This is a genomic window from Serratia sp. TSA_130.1 (assembly GCF_052691795.1).
Map to the genome: position 1 here is coordinate 190,417 of NZ_JBQZFS010000007.1, position 18,061 is coordinate 208,477.

The window sequence follows — 18,061 nt, forward strand, 5'->3', positions numbered from 1 at the left end:
ACTCCACGAATTAAAGTTGCACCTGGCGATCCAGACGGATGCCCATCTTGCGTTCGAACAGGCTGGTGGTGAGATCGGTGATCCAGCCGCGGAAGAAGTTGGTGAACAGCCCCACCAGGAAATAGCTCACCGCCAGCGGGCCGAGCGGCAGGCCGAGGGTGGTCAGGCCGCTGGCGATGCCGAGGTAAACGAACAGTTCGCCGGGGTTGATGTGCGGGAACAGGCCGTTCATCGAGTGGCAGCTGTAGGAGGCCGCCGCGTAGTAGCTCGGCTTGTATTTCTCCGGCATGAAGCGCCCCAGGCTGAGGGTCATCGGGTTGCAGAAGACAAAGGTGCCGATCAGCGGCAGCAGCAGATAACGCGAAACGGGGTTGCCCGCGCAGCGCTGTGCCAATCGTTCGATACGTTCCTGGCCAACAAATTTGATCAGCGCGTTCATGATAACCAACAGGCTGATCAACAAAGGTAAAATGCCGGTCACCATGCCGACAAACACTTCACCGCCTTTCTGAAACAGGCCGATAAACCACTCGGCGCCGTGGGTGATTAGCTCAATCATTATGTTCTCCTGTAATGGACTGATATGGCCTGGAGCGAACGGCGGCTCTGTCGCCATGGGCCTTACAGTAGTCACTTTGTTGGGCTATTTGTTTTAAATAGATCACACTTTGAAAGATAAATATTTTATTTTGAAAGTTTAAAGTGAAAGAAAAATAAGATTGGCGGCGTTGGGTTTAGGGGGGCGGGCACAAAAAAGCCCGGCGAGCCGGGCTTTGGGACAGACGGTCCGTCACATCAGGCGATAGTGACCTTCTTGTCCAGGTAGGCGTCTTGCACGGCGTTGATCAGCGCCACGCCGTCTTTCATCGATTTCTTGAACGCCTTGCGCCCCAGGATCAGGCCCATGCCGCCGGCGCGTTTGTTGATCACCGCGGTGCGCACCGATTCCTGCAGGTCGTTCTCACCGGCGGCGCCGCCGGAGTTGATCAGCCCGGCGCGGCCCATGTAGCAGTTGGCCAGCTGGTAGCGCACCAGATCGATCGGGTGATCGGTGGTCAGCTTGGTGTAGACGCGATCGTCGGTATAGCCGAATTTCACCGCACGGTAGCCGCCGTTGTTTTCCGCCATTTTCTGTTTGACGATGTCGGCGCCGATGGTGGCGGCGATGTGGTTGGCCTGGCCGGTCAGATCGGCGCTGGAGTGGTAGTCCACGCCGTCCTTGGTGAACGCCGGGTTGCGCAGATAGGCCCACAGCACCGTGACCATGCCCAGCTCATGCGCGCGCTCGAAGGCGATCGAAATCTCTTCGATCTGGCGGCGCGACTGCTCGGAGCCGAAGTAAATGGTGGCGCCGACCGCCACCGCGCCCATGTTGAACGCCTGCTCGACGCTGGCATACAGGGTCTGGTCGTACTGGGTCGGGTAGCTCAGCGTTTCGTTGTGGTTGAGTTTGACCAGGAACGGAATTTTATGCGCATAGCGGCGCGATACCGACGCCAGCACGCCGTAGGTGGAGGCGACGCAGTTACAGCCGGCTTCAATCGCCAGCTCGACGATGTTCTTCGGATCGAAATACAGCGGATTGGCGGCGAACGAGGCGGCGGCGGAGTGCTCGATGCCCTGATCGACCGGCAGGATCGACAGGTAACCGGTGCCGCCCAGGCGGCCGTGGTTGAACAGGGTTTGCATCGAACGCAGCACGCTGTTGGGGCGGTTGTTATCGATCATTACGCGGTCGACGAAGTCGGCGCCCGGCAGGTAGAGATTCTCGGCGGGGATAGTGGTACAGCGGTGTTGCAGCAGATCTTCCGCTTCCTTTCCTAGCAACTGCACAATATCAGTCATGATTCACTCCCGATTAAGCTTCTTCATACACCGGCAATGCAAGGGTTTTTGACCACCGGCGTAGTAAAAAAGCGGTGATTGAAGCTGTAAAGCGATGCTACCGAACTTGATCCGGCAAGGACAAACAATAGATGCGATTGAGAGGAAATGCCATTGGCGTGGCCAAATACGCGGGGGCGATCGCCCCCGGCGCGTTAAGTGCTTGATTGTTCGATCTCGCCTGCCTTGGCGTTCCGAGCGGCGAGCGGGCGCAGAGCCGGATTAGCCCAGCAGGGCGCAGTTCGGCGGCAGGCGGCATTCGATGGCCTGCGGCACCACTTCGATGCGGAAATGGCGGCCTTTGAGCGGCTCGCCGTCGAGGTTGAAGGTCATCTCATGCGGCGCGTCGATCTCCAGCCACGGCAGCGCGGCGCTGAGGATGCTGTTGCTCTCTTCGTCGTTGAACAGGGCGGCCACCAGCGCCGGCAGCAGTTCATCGGCGATCAGCAGGCGCAGCTGCAACTGCCCGTCGTTAATCAGCGCGTTGGGGCACAGTTCCTGGCCGCCGCCGGCCTGTTTGCCGTTGCCGATGCCGATCACCAGCGCTTCGCCGGCCCAGCGGAAGTCCGGCCCGCGGATTTCACAGCGGTCGGCCTGCAGCGTATCCATGCGCAATAAGCCGTGAACGAAGTAGGACACGCCGCCCAACGCCGCCTTCAGCTTCTCCGGCGTTTCAGTGGTGATACGGGTGCCGAAGCCGCCGGTGGCCATGTTGATGAAGTAGCGCTCGCCGTTGACCTTGGCCAGATCGATAGGCACCGAGCGGCCCTTGATCGCCAGCTGCAGCGCCTGCTCGGGCGAGAGGGGAATGTTGCAGGCCATGGCGAAGTCGTTGGCGGTGCCGAGCGGCAAAATGCCCAGCGCCGGCCGACCTTGCGCCGGCAGTTGCGCCAGCGCGGCGGCCACTTCGTTGATGGTGCCGTCACCGCCGCCGGCGACGACGGTGCCGACGCCGAGCCGAGCGGCTTCCGCGACGTAGCGCGCGGCGTCGCCGTGTTCCCAGGTGACGCGCACGTGCAGCGTTATCTGCTCTTCGCGCAGCCGGTTGACGGCCTGGCGCAGCTCTTCGTTGCCGGCGCCCTTGCCGTTGATGATAAGCAGTGCTGGTGCATGTGAGTGTTGAGGCATTGCCGAGCTCCTCCGGCGGAAAACCAATAATGCCTCAAGATAAACCAGCCCAGGCCGCCAAGCCATCAGAATATTCAGCTAATTCCGGTTATTTCCCATTGCGCCGTGAATATGAAGACGATGCGAATTTATCTGAATTTAACCTGACAATAAGCGCAATTTTAATGGCGGCAGGATTAATCGCTATAGCGTTATTTATATATCGATGTGGCGTTATTATTTTTATTAAAATGGATAACGGGAAAACGTAATGAGAAATAGGCGCGCCGGCGGCAATGGCGGGCCCATAAAGAAAAAGCCAGCCCAAGGGAGATTGGGCCGGCTAAGGAGGTGGTTCCTAGTATTGCTATGCAAATATTTTCGTTGTTCGTTTTAAGCAGCGTGATAGTAACCAAGCTGCGGGCACATTGATGTGATCCAATTCTAATATTTGCTAAAAATCGCCGCCGAATGACGGCGATTCATTGTTAGGCTCCGGCGCTATTTTCTTCCGCCAAATTGCGGATCAGCAAAGCATAATTGAGATCGATATCCTGCGGGATCGGCAAATAAACGATATGGCCGTTGCCCGGCGCGACCTCAATCGGCTCGCCTTTCTTATTTTGCATGCTTTCGAGGGTGAACAGCACGTTGCCGCCCGGCGTCATCATCTCGACGCTGTCGCCGAGTGAGAATTTATTCTTCACGTCGACTTCCGCCCAGCCTTCGCGGCGCACGCCGGTGAACTCGCCGACGAACTGCTGGCGCTCGGAGAGCGAAGAGCCGTAGTCGTAGTTCTGCTGCGCTTCGTGCACGTGGCGGCGCAGGAAGCCTTCGGTATAGCCGCGGTGCGCCAGGCCTTCCAGCGTGGTGAGCAGGGTCGGATCGAACGGTTTGCCGGCAACGGCGTCGTCGATGGCGCGGCGGTAGACCTGGGCGGTACGCGCGCAGTAGTAAAAGGACTTGGTGCGCCCTTCGATCTTCAACGAATGCACGCCGAGCTGCGTCAGACGCTCTACGTGCTGGATGGCGCGCAGATCCTTGGAGTTCATGATGTAGGTGCCGTGTTCGTCCTCGAAGGCGCTCATATATTCGCCTGGTTTTTGCGCCTCAGACAGCATGAATACCTTGTCGGTCGGCGCGCCGATGCCCAGCGTCGGCTCGACGGTCTGCACCGGGATCGGCTCGTGCAGGTGCACGATATTGCCGGTGTCGTCCTCTTTGCCTTCTTCCGCCTTGTACTGCCAACGGCAGGCGTTGGTGCAGGTGCCCTGGTTGGGATCGCGCTTGTTGATGTAGCCGGACAGCAGGCAGCGGCCGGAGTAGGCCATGCACAGCGCGCCGTGGACGAAGATCTCCAGCTCCATGTCCGGCACTTCGGCGCGGATCTCGGCGATCTCTTCCAGCGACAGCTCGCGCGACAGGATCACGCGGGTCAGGCCCATTTGTTTCCAGAACTTCACCGTCGCCCAGTTAACGGCGTTGGCCTGCACCGACAGGTGGATGTCCATCTGCGGGAAGGCTTCGCGCACCATCATGATCAGGCCAGGATCGGACATGATCAGCGCATCCGGGCCCATATCGACTACTGGTTTCAGATCGCGCAGGAAGGTTTTCAGCTTGGCGTTGTGCGGGGCGATGTTGACCACCACGTAGAATTTTTTACCCAGCGCGTGCGCTTCGTTGATGCCCTGCGCCAGATTCTCGTGGTTGAACTCGTTGTTGCGCACCCGCAGGCTGTAGCGCGGCTGGCCGGCGTAAACCGCATCGGCGCCGTAGGCGAAGGCGTAACGCATGTTTTTCAGCGTTCCGGCCGGGGAGAGAAGTTCCGGTGTAAACATAGTGTGTCTCGGTCTGATTTCAGGTCAGCACCACGCCACCTGATGGCGCAGTAAAAGCGGGGGATTGTAGCCGCGGCGCGGCAAAAAATCAGCAGTTAACCGGATTTATTCAAGGGAGATTGATCCCGGTCAAACGGAAAACGCGCGATGGCGGCCACCGCGCGGGCGAAACGGGAGATCAGGCGCTCAAATCGCGAATATCGGTGGTCGGGCCATTTTTAATCACCGACTGGATACCGTTTTTGGCTGCGCTTTCGGAGCTGTACATTTCGCTGACGCCGATCACCTGATGGTTCTTGGCCTTCAGCACAAAGTAGGGCTGGTTGCTGGTGCTGTGCTTCAGTTCAAACTGCGCTTCATGCGGCGAATTGGTCTGCACCGAGGCGATGCCGTTCTCCGCCGACGCTTTGCTGGCGTACATCTCGCTGGCCAGAATGATCTCGCCGTTACTGGCTTTCAGGTTGAAGTGGTACTGTCCGTTCTTTGCTTTTTTCAGCTCGTAATGACCGATTGCCATGGTTCTTCTCCTGTAGGTTCCGATTCGTGATGTAAGTGTAGCCAATCGCTTGAAAATCGGTGGCTAAACCTCACAGCAGCTTAGTCGAAAAAATGCGCAATTTTTTTGCGCCGGCGCGGAGTTTTCGCCCGAGAAGCCCGGCGCCGCACGGGAAGCTAAGGGAGGGGCGGTGATTGCGCAGTGCAGTATTTGGGACGTCTAAGCCGTGGAACACTCGCGATTTCATCTTGGCGGGTTCACCTCGCAGAGATAAAATAGGGCAAATTTTGCACAGGAGCGCCAAGGATGGAAAAAATCGAACGGTCAGTAGGAAATGATAAAAGCGAGGGCAGCGATAAAGATTGGGAGCCTCTGTTGAGAATGATCGCTAACACAGCCCTACCACACGACTTCCTGCTGTCGGATGAGCGACAACAGGGTGTGGCTGACCGCGCGCCTTGGTGGAACGCGGTCGATTCTCTCCCCTAAACCCCATTCACCAGCCGGCAGGGTTCGGCTTCCCAGCGGTAACCGACGCCGTATACCGAGCGGATAAAGGATTTTTGCCCGTCGATCAGCTCCAGCTTGCGGCGCAGGTTTTTGATGTGGCTGTCGATGGTGCGGTCGGTGACCACCCGATAGTCGTCATACAGGTTGTTCAGCAGCTGCTCGCGCGAAAATACGTTGCCCGGCTGGCTGGCCAACGTTTTCAGCAGGCGGAACTCCGCCGGCGTCAGATCCAGCAACTGCCCCTGATAGCTGGCCTGGAAACGCGGTTCATCGATGTGCAGCAGGTCATCTTCCCGCGCATTCTCCTGCGGCCGATAGCTGCGGCGCAGGATGGTTTTCACCCGCGCTACCACTTCGCGCGGGCTGTAGGGTTTGCAGATGTAATCGTCGGCGCCGATCTCCAGCCCCAGCAGGCGGTCAATCTCTTCGATTTTCGCCGTCACCATCACGATCGGTACGTCGCTGAAGCGGCGCAGCTCGCGGCACACCGTCAGCCCATCGGCGCCCGGCAGCATCAGATCGAGCAAGATCAGCGCCGGCGGATGCTGGTGCACGGTCGGCACCACTTCGTTGCCGTTGGTCAGCCAACGGGTGGCGTAGCCCGCCGCCTGCAGATAATCCACCAGCAGCTGGCCCAGCTTGGGCTCATCTTCAACAATCATGATCTGCACGGGTTGATTCTGAATGTCCATCAGGGCGCCTTATTTTTTATCGGGGTAGCAAATTCTACTGTAATGCGCACGCCGCCTAAAGGCGAATGCTCGGCGCGGATTTTCCCGTCGTGCGCTTCCACGATGTTGTGGCAGATCGCCAGCCCTAATCCGGAACCGCCGCTGGCGCGGTTGCGCGAGCCTTCCGCCCGGTAGAAACGTTCGAAAATGCGCGTCAGTTGCTGATCGCTGATGCCTGGCGCGCTGTCCTGCCAGCAGAGGGATAGCCGCCCCGGCTGCAGCTCGGCACTGATTTCCAGCCGGCCGCCGGCATCGGTGTAGCGCAGGCTGTTTTCCAACAGGTTATTGAACAGCTGATTCAGGCGATCGGGATCGCCGAACAGCGGCGCCTGGGGCGACAGATGGGTGACGATCTCCAGCCCTTTGGCGCGAAAGCGCTCGCGGAAGGCGGCGACGGCGATCTGCAGCAGATGCACGCAGTCCACCGACGATTTGCGATAGGCCAGCGCGCCGAGATCGGAGAGCGAAAGCTGGTGCAGGTCGTCGACCAGTTTGGTCAGGGTGGACACCTCGGCCTGCAGCGAGCTGAGCGACGCGGGCGTCGGCTGGCGTACGCCGTCCTGCAGCGCCTCCAGCTCGCCGCGCAGCACCGCCAGCGGCGTGCGCAGTTCGTGCGACACGTCGGCCATAAAGGCGCGGCGCATCTGTTCATTTTTCTCCAGCGAGGTGGCCAACTGGTTAAAGTCGTGCGCCAGCCTGCCCAGCTCATCCTGGCTGCTGACCGCCACGCGGGCGGTGAAGTCGCCCGCCGCCAATCGATGGGTGCCCGCCACCAGGCGTTTAACCGGGGCCAGCATGCCGCGCGACAGTAGCCAGGTCACCGCCGCCGCCAGCAGGGTGGAGAGCGCGACGATGATCCAGCTGGTGCGGCGCTGCTGGCGATCGAAGTTGATGTCGGTATTGCGCGTCAGGCGTTCGACCGGGGTAGTGAGCACCCAACCGACGATCTCGTTGTTGTAGCGGATCGGGTGGCGCGGCCCCTCTTTCGGCAACGGGCCGGAATGCCCGACCAGCCGATTGAACTGGCTGTCCACCACCCAAAACTGGGTGCGCCAGCCCTTGGGCGGCAGGTTGTGGCTGCTGTCGCTGTTCTGCTCGAACGAACGCATGATTTGGTAGACCACCTGATCGTTGTTGCGCAGGAATATCCAGTTGCCATGATGGCTGTACTGCTCCTCCAGCGCTTCGCTCAGCATGTTGATGCGCTGCTCGTTACTGCTCTTGATGTAGTCGATAAAACCGCGCTCAAAGCTGACGCGCACCCCCCAGTGCATGGTGATCAACACCAGCATGCAGGTGGCGAAAATGGCCAGGAACAGCTTCCCGGTAATGCCTATCTTCATTGCAACCTCGTTGAGCCGGTGCCCGGCTCTTTGGCCAGCGTGCGGTTAGGCGCGCTATCCGCCGGCACGCGCGCGAAGGCCAGCGCGGGCAGGGCGATAATCAACGCCATACAGCAGTAGCTGTAAATAAATGCGCTGTGGATGGCCGGGCTGTCGGCCACCGCCTGGTGATGGGCGAAGCTGCCGATCAAGATGCCGGCGACGCTGACGCCGAGGCTCATCGACAGCTGCATGACCATCGACAACAGGCTGTTGCCGCTGCTGGCCAGCCGGTCCGGCAGGTCTTTCAGCGTCAGGGTATTCATCGCCGAGAAGCGCAATGCGTTGACCATCCCCTGGAAGAACAGTATCACCGGCAGCAGCCACAGCCAGCCGAGCATCGCCGCCAGCAGGAAACTCAGGCTGACCAGCGCCAGCAGCAGCGTGGCGGCCACCAGCACGTTGCGGTAGCCGAAGCGGTTGACCACCTGCACCACGATGCGCTTCATGCCCATGCTGCCGATGATCATCGGGATCATCATCAGCCCGGCGTGGAACGGCGTGAAGCCCATGCCCACCTGCAGAAACAGCGGTGTCATGAACGGCAGCATGCCGCTGCCGATGCGCCCCAGCAGACTGGCCAGCAGCCCGATCTTGTAGGTCGGGGTGCGCAGCAGCCGCAGCGAGAACAGGGCGCGGCTATTGCCGTAGGCATGCCAAACATACCCCAACAACGCCGCCGCGCCCAGCGCCACCAGGCCGGCGATGGCGCCGCCGGTCAGGCCCATGCCTTTGTGGCCGTCGAGCGCCAGCGTCAGCGACGCCATGCCGATCGCCAGCAGGAAAAAGCCGCTGAGATCGAAACGGCGGGTCTGCATTTGGTAGTTGGGCATCAGCAGCAGCGTGGCGATGGCGCCCACGATGCCCACCGGAATATTGATCAGGAAAATCCAGTGCCAGCTGGCGTATTGCACCAGAAGTCCACCCAGCGCCGGCCCCATCAGCGGGCCGATCTGGCCCGGCAGCGTCACGAAGGTCATCGCTGCCATGTACTGCTCGCGCGGCACGATCTTCATCACCGTCAGGCGGCCGACCGGCACCATCATCGCGCCGCCGATGCCCTGAAGCACGCGCGAGGCGATCAGCTCGTTCAGGGTTGCCGAGCGGGCGCAGAGGAGGGAGCCGAGGGTAAACAGCACGATGGCGCTGAAAAACACCCGCTGTACGCCGACCTTGTCCGCCAGCCAGCCGCTGGCCGGCAGCGTCACCGCCACCGTCAGCACATAGGCGACGATCACCGACTGCATGCGCAGCGGGTTCTCCCCCAGGCTGGCGGCCATCGAGGGCAGGGCGGTATTGACGATAGTGGTATCCAGCGTCTGCATAAAGAAGCCGAACGCCACTATCCAGAGTTGCCAACGTACCGTGGCGGTGTGTTTCATCAGCATCGGTCGGCCATTAGTGCGGCAGCGGGGCCAGCTGCTTGTTGCGGCGGAACTTCGCCTGCAGCCGGTCGAAGTAAAGATAGACCACCGGCGTGGTGTACAGCGTCAGCAACTGGCTCATCACCAGACCGCCGGCGATGGTGATGCCGAGCGGCTGGCGCAGCTCCGCGCCGTCGCCGCTGGTCAACACCAGCGGCAGCGCGCCGAACAGCGCCGCCAGCGTGGTCATCAGGATCGGCCGGAAGCGCAGCAGGCTGGCCTGGAAAATCGCCTCGCGGGCGCTGATGCCGCCGTTGCGCTGCGCCTCGAGCGCGAAGTCGACCATCATGATGGCGTTTTTCTTCACGATGCCGATCAACAGCATGATGCCGATCAGCGCGATCAGGCTGAACGGCGCGCCGAACAGCTCGAGCGCCAACAGCGCCCCCACGCCCGCGGAAGGCAGGGTGGAGAGGATGGTCAGCGGATGGATATAGCTCTCGTACAGCACGCCGAGCACGATATACACCGTGGCGATCGCCGCCAGGATCAGGATCAGCTGCGACTTCAGGGTGTCCTGGAACACCTGGGCGGTGCCGGCGAAGGCGCCGCGCACCGTGGACGGCACGCCGAGCTGAGTCATGGTGCGCTCGACAGCGGCGGTGGCGTCCGACAGGCTGCCGCCGTCCGGCAGGTTAAAGGAGATGGTCGAGGCGGCGGACAGCCCCTGATGGTTGACCGACAGCGGCGCGTTGGCCGGTCGCCAACTGGCGAAGTAGGAGAGCGGTATCGCCTTGCCTTCGTTGTTGATGATGAACATCTTGTCCAGCGAGCTGACGTCCTGAGTGTAAGGCGGCGCCACTTCCATCACCACTTTGTATTGGTTGAGCGGTTGATAGATGGTCGAAATCTGTCGCTGGCCGAAGGCGTTGTTCAACAGGTTGTTGGCGTCGGACACCGAAATGCCGAGACGCGCCATGGTCTCGCGATCGTAGACCAGATCCATCTCCGAGCCTTTATCCTGCTGATCCGAGTTGACGTCCGCCAGCTCGGGCAATGCCGCCAGCGCGGCGCGGATCTTCGGTTCCCAGTCGCGCAGCGCGGCGAGGTCATCCGCCAGCAGCGTATATTGGTAGCTGGCGTTGGCCTGGCGGCCGCCGACGCGGATATCCTGCACCGCCATCAAGAACAGGCTGGCGCCCGGTTCTTTGGCCAGGCGAGCGCGCAGGCGGGCGATCACTTTCTGCGCGTCGTCGCTGCGTACCGACAGCGGTTTCAGTGAGATGAACATCGAGCCGCTGTTGGTGCGCGAGCCGCCGGTAAAGCCGGTGACGTTTTCCACGTCCGGATCTTCGCGCACGATTTTCATGAAATCTTCCAGTTTGCCGCGCATCGCCTGGAACGAGATGCTCTGATCGGCCTGGATAAAGCCCATCAGGCGGCCGGTATCCTGTTCGGGGAAGAAGGTTTTCGGGATGCTGATATACAGCCAGACGTTGAGCGCAATGGTGGCGAGGAACACCGCCAGCACCCAGCGCGAGTGGCCAAGCACCCAGTTCAGCGAGCGTCCGTATCCCTGCTGCAGCGCCAGCAGCATTTTGCCGAAGCCGCGCGCGCGCCGCTGCGAACGTGCCGGCTGGTGGCGCAGCAGATAGGCGCACATCATCGGCGTGAGCGTCAGCGAGACGATCAGCGACAGCCCGATCGACACCGACAGGGTGACGGCGAATTCGCGGAACAGCCGGCCGGGCAGGCCCGCCATCAGCAGCAGCGGGATAAACACCGCCACCAGCGAAACGCTCATCGACAGCACGGTGAAACCGACCTCCCGTGCGCCCAGCAGCGCAGCGTTGATCGGTTTCATGCCGGCCTCGACGTGGCGGGAAATGTTTTCCAGCACCACGATGGCGTCGTCCACCACAAAGCCGGTGGCGATGGTCAGCGCCATCAGCGACAGGTTGTTGAGGCTGAAGCCGCACAGATACATGGCGGCGAACGAGCCGATCAGCGACACCGGCACGGCGACCGCCGGGATCAGCGTGGCGCGGCCGGAGCGCAGGAAGATGAACACCACCAGGATCACCAGCCCGATGGCGATCGCCAGCGACTGTTCGACCTCGGCCAGCGACGCGCGAATGGTCGGCGAGCGATCCTGCGCGACGTTGAGCGAGATTGCGGCCGGAATGTTTTCCTGCAGCGCGGGCAGCTCGGCGCGAATGCGATCGACGGTTTCGATGATGTTGGCGTCCGGCGCGCGGCTGATGGCCAGAACGATCGCCGGCTTGGCGTCGGTCATCCCGGCGTTGCGCACGTCCTGCACCGAATCTTTGACCTCGGCCACGTCGCCGAGCCGCACCGCCGAACCGTTGTTGTAATGAACGATCAGCGGGCGGTAGGCGTCGGCGGTTTTCAGCGCGTCGTTGGCCTGGATTTGCCAACGTTGCTGCGGGTTTTCGACGGCGCCCTGCGGACGGCGCACGTTGGCGTTGGCGATGGCCTGCCGTACGGTGTCCAGCGACACGCCCTGATTGAACAGCGCCGAAGGGTTCAGCTCCACCCGCACCGCCGGCAGCGAGCTGCCGCCTACGGAAACGTCGCCGACGCCCTCGGTCTGGCTGATCTTTTGCGCCAACTGGGTGGAGGCGAAATCGTAAAGCTGCCCCTGGCTGTAGGTGTCCGACGTCAGCGTCAGGATCATGATCGGCGCGTCGGAAGGGTTGACCTTGCGATAGCTGGGGCGGCTCGGCATGCCGGTCGGCAACAGGCTTTGCGCGGCGTTAATCGCCGCCTGCACGTCGCGCGCGGCGCCGTTGATGTCGCGGCTGAGATCGAACTGCAAAATCACCCGGGTGCTGCCGAGCGAGCTCATCGAGGTCATTTCATTGACCCCGGCGATGCGGCCCAGCGCGCGTTCCAGCGGCGTCGCCACCGAGGAGGCCATGGTTTCCGGCGAGGCGCCCGGCAGCGACGCGCTGATCGAAATCACCGGAAAATCCACCTGCGGCAGCGGCGACACCGGCAGCAGGCGAAAACCGATCGCGCCGCTGATGGCGATGGCTAGCGTCAGCAGGGTGGTGGCCACCGGCCGGTGAATGAACAGGGCGAAGAATTTCACGGCAGCTCCTGCGTATCCGGCTGGCGATGCGTGTTGCGCGCCAGTTTGTCAAACAGCAGGTAGATCACCGGCGTGGTGAACAGCGTCAGGATCTGGCTCATGATCAGGCCGCCGACCATACAGACGCCGAGCGGATGCCGCAGCTCCGCGCCGACGCCGGTGCTGAGCATCAGCGGCAGCGCGCCGAGCAAGGCCGCCAGCGTGGTCATCAGGATCGGCCGGAAACGCAGCAGGCAGGCCTGATAAATGGCGTCGCGCGGCGATAAGCCCTGTTCGCGTTCCGCCGCCAGCGCGAAGTCGATCATCATGATGGCGTTCTTCTTCACGATGCCGATCAGCAGGATGATGCCGATGATGGCGATCACGTCCAGTTCGCTGCCGGCCAGCATCAGCGCCAGCAGCGCGCCGACCCCGGCGGTCGGCAGGGTGGAGAGGATGGTCACCGGATGAATGAAGCTTTCATACAGCACGCCCAGCACGATATACATCGCCACCACCGCCGCCAAAATCAGCCACAGCGTGCTGCCGAGCGCCGCCTGGAAGGCCAGCGTCGCGCCCTGGAATTGGGTGGTGATGTCTTTCGGCATGGCGAGATTTTTTTCCGCCTGGGTGACCGCGTCTACCGCTTCGCCGAGCGAGTAGCCGGCGGCGACGTTGAACGAGACGGTGGCCGACGGGAATTGGTCGAGGTGGTTGACCGACAGCGGGCCGAACCGTTCTTCGATTTTGGCGATGGCGCTCAGCGGCACCACGGCGCCGTCCTTGCCGCTCAGACGGATCTCATTGAGCGCCGCCAGCCCCGGCGTCGCGCTGACGTCGTGCTCCAACACCACCCGGTATTGATTGGCCTGGGTGTAGATGGTGGAGATCAGGCGTTGGCCGAAGGCGTTGTACAACGCATTGTCCACGTCGCTCATGGTGACGCCGAGGCGCGAGGCCGAATCGCGATCGACGTTGACGTAGGCGACCAGCCCCTGATCCTGCCAATCGCTGGTGACGTCCGCCAGCTGCGGGGTTTGTTTCAGCTCATCCATCAGCTGCGGCACCCACAGGCTGAGATCGTCCAGCGACATCGCCTGCAGGGTGAACTGGTACTGGGTGCGGCTGACCTGGGTATCGATGGTCAGATCCTGCACCGGCTGCAGGTACAGCTTCACGCCGGGGAACTGCGCCGTTTGCTGCTGCAACCGGCTGATGATCGCCGGAATGCGGTCGCTGCGTTCGCTCAGCGGCTTCAGGTTGATCTGCAGCCGGCCGCTGTTGAGCGTGGCGTTGCTGCCGTCGACGCCGACGAACGAGGTCAGGCTTTCCACCGCCGGATCTTTGAGGATCTGCGCCGCGACCTGCTGCTGGCGCTCGGCCATGTTGCTGAACGAAACGCTCTGCGGCGCCTCCAGCGTGCCCTGAATGATGCCGTTGTCCTGCACCGGGAAGAAGCCTTTCGGGATCAGCAGGTACAGCAACACCGTCAGCGCCAGGGTGCCCACGGCCACGCCGAGCGTCAGCCAGGGGTGGTTAAGCACCGTTTTCAGCCACTGGCCGTATCGCGCGATCACGCGCTCGAAAAAGCGCTCAGAGGCGGCGGAGAAGCGGTTCTGCTTGCGCAGCGATTCGTGGCTGAGCATGCGGGCGCACATCATCGGCGTCAGCGTCAGCGATACCACGGCGGAGATCAAAATCGCCACCGCCAGCGTCACGGCGAACTCGCGGAACAGGCGGCCGACGATGTCGCCCATGAACAGCAGCGGGATCAGCACCGCCACCAGCGAGAAGGTCAGCGAGATGATGGTGAAGCCGATCTCGCCGGCCCCTTTCAGCGCGGCGTCGAGCGGTTTTTCCCCTTTCTCGATGTAGCGCGAGATGTTCTCGATCACCACGATGGCGTCATCCACCACGAAACCGGTGGCGATGGTTAATGCCATCAGCGTCAGGTTATTGATAGAGAAGCCGAGGAAATACATGGCGGCGAAGGTGCCGACCAGCGACAGCGGCACCGCCACGCTGGGGATAATGGTCGCCGGCACGTTGCGCAGGAACACGTAGATCACCATTACCACCAGCGCGATCGCCAGCAGCAGCTCGAACTGCACGTCGCTGACCGAGGCGCGGATGGTGGTGGTGCGATCGGTCAACACCTTGACGTCGACCGACTTGGGCAGGCTTTTAATCAGCGTCGGCAGCATTTCGCGGATGCTGTCGGCGGTGGTGATGACGTTGACGCCGGGCTGGCGCTGAATGTTCAGCACGATCGCCTGTTGCTGGTTGGCCCAGGCCGCCAGTCGGGTATTTTCCGCCCCTTGTTCGATGGTGGCGATATCCTGCAGGCGGATCGCCGCGCCGTTCTGATAGGCGACGATCAGCTGGCGATAGTCGTCGGCGGATTTCATTTGGTCGTTGGCGGACAGGGTGACCGAGCGGGTCGGGCCGTCCAGGCTGCCTTTTGCCGAGTTGACGTTGGCGTTGCTGATGGCGGTGCGGATGGTTTCGCTGTTCAGACCATAGGCGGCGACCGCCGCGGCGTTCAGTTTTACACGCACCGCCGGGCGTTGGCCGCCGGCCAGGGTCACCAGGCCGACGCCGGTCACCTGAGAGATTTTCTGCGCTACGCGCGTCTCCACCATGTCTTCCACCTGCGTCATCGGCATGGCGGTGGAGGTGACGGCCAGCGTCAGGATCGGCGGATCGGCCGGGTTAACCTTGCTGTAAATCGGCGGGTAGGGCAGATCGTTCGGCAATAGGTTGGTGGCGGCGTTGATCGCCGCCTGCACTTCCTGCTCCGCGACGTCGAGCGGCAGCGCCAGCTGGAATTGCAACGTCACCACCGAGGCGCCGCCGGAGCTTTGCGACGCCATTTGCTTCAGGCCGGACATCTGGCCGAACTGGCGTTCCAGCGGCGCGGTAATGGCGGAGGTGACCACGTCCGGGCTGGCGCCGGGGTACAGCGTCACCACCTGGATGGTTGGGTAGTCCACTTCCGGCAACGCGGAAACCGGCAGCGCGCGATAGCCGATGATCCCCGCCAGCAGTATCGCCACCATCAGCAGGGTGGTGGCGACCGGGCGCAGGATAAACAGGCGGGAAGGGCCGCCGCCGCGGGTCGGTGGCATCACCTGCATCAGGACTTCCTCTGAACGTCAGGTTCGCGCTTGGCTTTTGACGCCGCAGGCGCGTCGTTCGGCGCCAGCACTTCCACCTGCATGCCTTCGGTCAGGCGATCGATGCCGTCGGTCACCACCCGATCGCCGGCGTTGAGGCCGGCGCTGATCACCACCTGCCGGCTATCCTGCACGCCGGCGGTGACCCGGTGTTTGCTGACCTTGTTGTCTTCGCTGAGCGTCCAGACGAAGTTGCCTTCGTTGCCCATCTGCAGCGCGGCGGTCGGGATCACCACCGCATCGTGCAGGGTATCCACCTGCAGCCGCGCGTTGACGAACTGGTTGGGGAACAGCGCGTCGTCTTCGTTGGCGAAGCGCGCTTTCAGCTTGATGGTGCCGGTGGCGGTATCAATTTGGTTGTCCAGGCTCAGCAGCGAACCGGTCGTCAGCTTGTTCTGGTTGGTGCGATCCCAGGCTTCGACGCTCACCGGCCCGGCTTTTTGCGCCTTGAGCAGATCGGCGATGTTGCCTTCGGGCAGCGTGAACACCACGTCGATCGGGTGCGTCTGCGTGATCACCACCAAACCGGTGGTGCTGCCGCTGGTGACGTAGTTGCCGACGTCGACCAGTTTCAACCCGACGCGGCCGTCGATTGGCGCAGTGATGCGGCTGTAGGTGATCTGCAGTTTGGCGCTGTCGACCGCGCCCTGATCGGCTTTGATGGCGCCTTCGGTTTGCTGCACCAGCGAGGCCTGCGTATCCAGCTCTTGACGGGAAACCAGATTGGTTTTCACCAATTGCTGGTAGCGCGCCAGATCGCGCCGGGCGTTGGCCAGCGTGGCCTGATCTTTCGCCAACTGCCCCTGCGCCTGGGTCAGTTGCACCTGGAACGGCCGGGGATCGATTTCTGCCAGCAGATCGCCGGCTTTGACCTGCTGGCCTTCGGTAAAGTGGATCGCCATCAGTTGGCCGTCGACCCGGCTGGTGACGGTGACGGTATTGGCGGCGGTGGCGGTGCCCAAGCCGGAAAGATAGCGCGGCACCGTCTGTTGCGTGGCCGTCGCGGCCTGCACCGGCGACATCGGCGCGCCGCGCCGCCCGCCCGCCGCGCGACCGGCCCCCGCTTTGCCGCCGGCCTGCTGCGCGCCCGGGGCCGTGCCGGCCGGCGGTTGAGCGGCGTTAAAATAACGCCAGGCGAAGACGGCGGCGATGACCAGGATGGCCGCAACCAGCAGGCGCGGCATCAGGGAACGGCGTTGGGGTTTTGCATTCATGGCGGCGAAAATTCTCTCCAAAAGGCAGGGGTGCGGGCACTCATTACCACAAAAATGACACTCCTTACAGGATACTAGTTTAGCCAGCGGGGACGGCATAAAAATGAAGGAAATATGGAGGAACCGTCAGCATTGTCCTAATAAGTGGGTGATTTGAGCGTGCTATGTTTATAAGTGATTTGTTTCAGCTTATAGCCAATCCGTTTTAGCGTTCTATCCTGGTTGGCGCTAATAATTAACCCGCGAATCTTTTCCCACAGGAGCAGGTGATGAGCAACAGAGAATTGGGCCGCTCAGGCATTCAGGTGCCGGCGTTGACCTTTGGCGGCAATGTGTTCGGTTGGACGGCGGATCAAGCGACCTCGTTCAGCCTGCTGGATGCGCTGGTGGACAATCAGCTCAACTTTATCGATACCGCCGACGTTTATTCCAGCTGGGCGCCGGGCAACCGGGGCGGCGAATCGGAAACCGTCATCGGCGAATGGCTGAAGAAGAGCGGCAAGCGCGACCAGATGATCATCGCCACCAAGGTGGGCAAACCGATGGGCGAAGGCAAACAGGGTCTGTCGCCGCGCTATATTCAGCAGGCGGTGGAAGATTCGCTGCGGCGCCTGCAAACCGATTATATCGATCTTTATCAGTCGCATGACGATGACCGCGATACGCCGCTGGAAGAGACGCTGGCGGCGTTCGATGCGTTGATTAAGGCCGGCAAGGTGCGGGCGATCGGCGCCTCCAACTATCAGGCGGATCGCCTGGAAGAAGCGCTGCGGGTGAGCGAGAGCAACGGATTGGCGCGCTACGAAACCCTGCAGCCGGAATACAATCTGTATGCGCGCGAAGGGTATGAAGCCGAGCTGGAGGGGGTGGCGCAGCGCCATGGCCTCGGGGTGATCAACTTCTTCGCGCTGGCCAGCGGCTTTCTGACCGGCAAATACCGCAGCAAAGCGGATGAGGGCAAAAGTCAGCGCGGCGATCGCATCGTCGAACGCTACCTGAACCCGCGCGGTTTCCGCATCCTGGCGGCGCTGGATCAGGTGGCGGGCAAACACGGCGTCTCTGCGGCGCAGGTCTCGCTGGCCTGGCTGATCGCGCGTCCGAGCATCACCGCGCCGATCGTCAGCGCCACCTCGTTGTCGCAGCTGGATGAGTTGGTCAGCGCCACGCGTCTGACGCTGGATGCGGACGACATTCAGACGCTGAACCACGCCAGCGCCGAGTAAGAGCCGCCGGCGATTTTGCTCTATGCTGAAGGGGTCAAT

Annotated in this window: 14 protein-coding genes; 3 read left to right on the plus strand and 11 right to left on the minus strand. The window is 61.9% G+C overall.

Going from position 1 to position 18,061, the window contains the following annotated elements:
- Positions 1 to 10: 10 nt before the first annotated feature.
- The 3 genes from srlA to yegS form a co-directional block, all read right to left on the minus strand.
- Positions 11 to 559: a PTS glucitol/sorbitol transporter subunit IIC gene (gene srlA, locus ACUTQY_RS21190; RefSeq protein WP_020828107.1), complete on the minus strand. Its 549-nt coding sequence runs from the start codon at positions 557 to 559 to the stop codon at positions 11 to 13.
- A 236-nt stretch (positions 560 to 795) separates the two neighbouring features.
- Entirely contained in the window at positions 796 to 1,845 is a 1,050-nt protein-coding gene (fbaB, locus tag ACUTQY_RS21195; RefSeq protein WP_046687634.1) for a class I fructose-bisphosphate aldolase, read from the minus strand.
- Between the two features lie 261 nt (positions 1,846 to 2,106).
- On the minus strand, positions 2,107 to 3,012 hold the full coding sequence (gene yegS, locus ACUTQY_RS21200) for a lipid kinase YegS (RefSeq protein ID WP_033644066.1): 906 nt from the start codon (positions 3,010 to 3,012) through the stop codon (positions 2,107 to 2,109).
- A gap of 29 nt (positions 3,013 to 3,041) precedes the next feature.
- Here yegS and ACUTQY_RS21205 point away from each other — a divergent pair, with 29 nt between their 5' ends.
- Positions 3,042 to 3,263, plus strand: a complete 222-nt coding sequence (locus ACUTQY_RS21205; RefSeq protein ID WP_127897175.1) for a hypothetical protein — start codon at positions 3,042 to 3,044, stop codon at positions 3,261 to 3,263.
- Positions 3,264 to 3,479: 216 nt separating this feature from the next.
- On the opposite strand, the gene trhP is transcribed toward ACUTQY_RS21205, so the two are convergent.
- Positions 3,480 to 4,832 carry a prephenate-dependent tRNA uridine(34) hydroxylase TrhP gene (gene trhP, locus ACUTQY_RS21210; RefSeq protein WP_046687633.1) on the minus strand — a complete coding sequence of 451 codons (1,353 nt, stop codon included), beginning with the start codon at positions 4,830 to 4,832 and terminating at the stop codon, positions 3,480 to 3,482.
- Between the two features lie 178 nt (positions 4,833 to 5,010).
- Positions 5,011 to 5,349 carry a YegP family protein gene (locus ACUTQY_RS21215; protein ID WP_033644064.1) on the minus strand — a complete coding sequence of 113 codons (339 nt, stop codon included), beginning with the start codon at positions 5,347 to 5,349 and terminating at the stop codon, positions 5,011 to 5,013.
- Between the two features lie 285 nt (positions 5,350 to 5,634).
- On the opposite strand from ACUTQY_RS21215, the gene ACUTQY_RS21220 reads away from it, so the two are divergent.
- Complete coding sequence (locus ACUTQY_RS21220; protein WP_046687632.1) at positions 5,635 to 5,817, plus strand: hypothetical protein; 183 nt, start codon at positions 5,635 to 5,637, stop codon at positions 5,815 to 5,817.
- Here the strand turns inward: ACUTQY_RS21220 and baeR are convergent.
- Genes baeR through ACUTQY_RS21250 form a run of 6 tightly spaced genes read right to left on the minus strand, consistent with a single transcriptional unit; the run spans position 5,814 to position 16,799 of the window.
- Positions 5,814 to 6,530, minus strand: a complete 717-nt coding sequence (baeR, locus tag ACUTQY_RS21225; protein ID WP_033644062.1) for a two-component system response regulator BaeR — start codon at positions 6,528 to 6,530, stop codon at positions 5,814 to 5,816. The genes ACUTQY_RS21220 and baeR overlap by 4 nt on opposite strands.
- The gene (baeS, locus tag ACUTQY_RS21230; RefSeq protein WP_046687631.1) at positions 6,530 to 7,912 is read right to left on the minus strand and encodes a two-component system sensor histidine kinase BaeS; all 1,383 of its coding nucleotides are present in this window, start codon (positions 7,910 to 7,912) and stop codon (positions 6,530 to 6,532) included. The genes baeR and baeS overlap by 1 nt, the downstream gene beginning before the upstream one ends.
- Complete coding sequence (mdtD, locus tag ACUTQY_RS21235) at positions 7,909 to 9,339, minus strand: multidrug transporter subunit MdtD (RefSeq protein WP_033644060.1); 1,431 nt, start codon at positions 9,337 to 9,339, stop codon at positions 7,909 to 7,911. The genes baeS and mdtD overlap by 4 nt, the downstream gene beginning before the upstream one ends.
- 10 nt (positions 9,340 to 9,349) lie before the next feature.
- The gene (gene mdtC, locus ACUTQY_RS21240; RefSeq protein WP_103101644.1) at positions 9,350 to 12,430 is read right to left on the minus strand and encodes a multidrug efflux RND transporter permease subunit MdtC; all 3,081 of its coding nucleotides are present in this window, start codon (positions 12,428 to 12,430) and stop codon (positions 9,350 to 9,352) included.
- Positions 12,427 to 15,546 (minus strand): MdtB/MuxB family multidrug efflux RND transporter permease subunit, encoded by a 3,120-nt coding sequence (locus ACUTQY_RS21245; RefSeq protein WP_033644058.1) that lies wholly within the window; start codon positions 15,544 to 15,546, stop codon positions 12,427 to 12,429. Before ACUTQY_RS21245 ends, mdtC begins: the two co-directional genes overlap by 4 nt.
- Positions 15,546 to 16,799, minus strand: a complete 1,254-nt coding sequence (locus tag ACUTQY_RS21250; protein WP_033644057.1) for an MdtA/MuxA family multidrug efflux RND transporter periplasmic adaptor subunit — start codon at positions 16,797 to 16,799, stop codon at positions 15,546 to 15,548. The genes ACUTQY_RS21245 and ACUTQY_RS21250 overlap by 1 nt, the downstream gene beginning before the upstream one ends.
- Before the next feature lie 269 nt (positions 16,800 to 17,068).
- Here ACUTQY_RS21250 and ACUTQY_RS21255 point away from each other — a divergent pair, with 269 nt between their 5' ends.
- The gene (locus ACUTQY_RS21255) at positions 17,069 to 18,022 is read left to right on the plus strand and encodes an aldo/keto reductase (RefSeq protein WP_046687629.1); all 954 of its coding nucleotides are present in this window, start codon (positions 17,069 to 17,071) and stop codon (positions 18,020 to 18,022) included.
- Positions 18,023 to 18,061 lie beyond the last annotated feature (39 nt).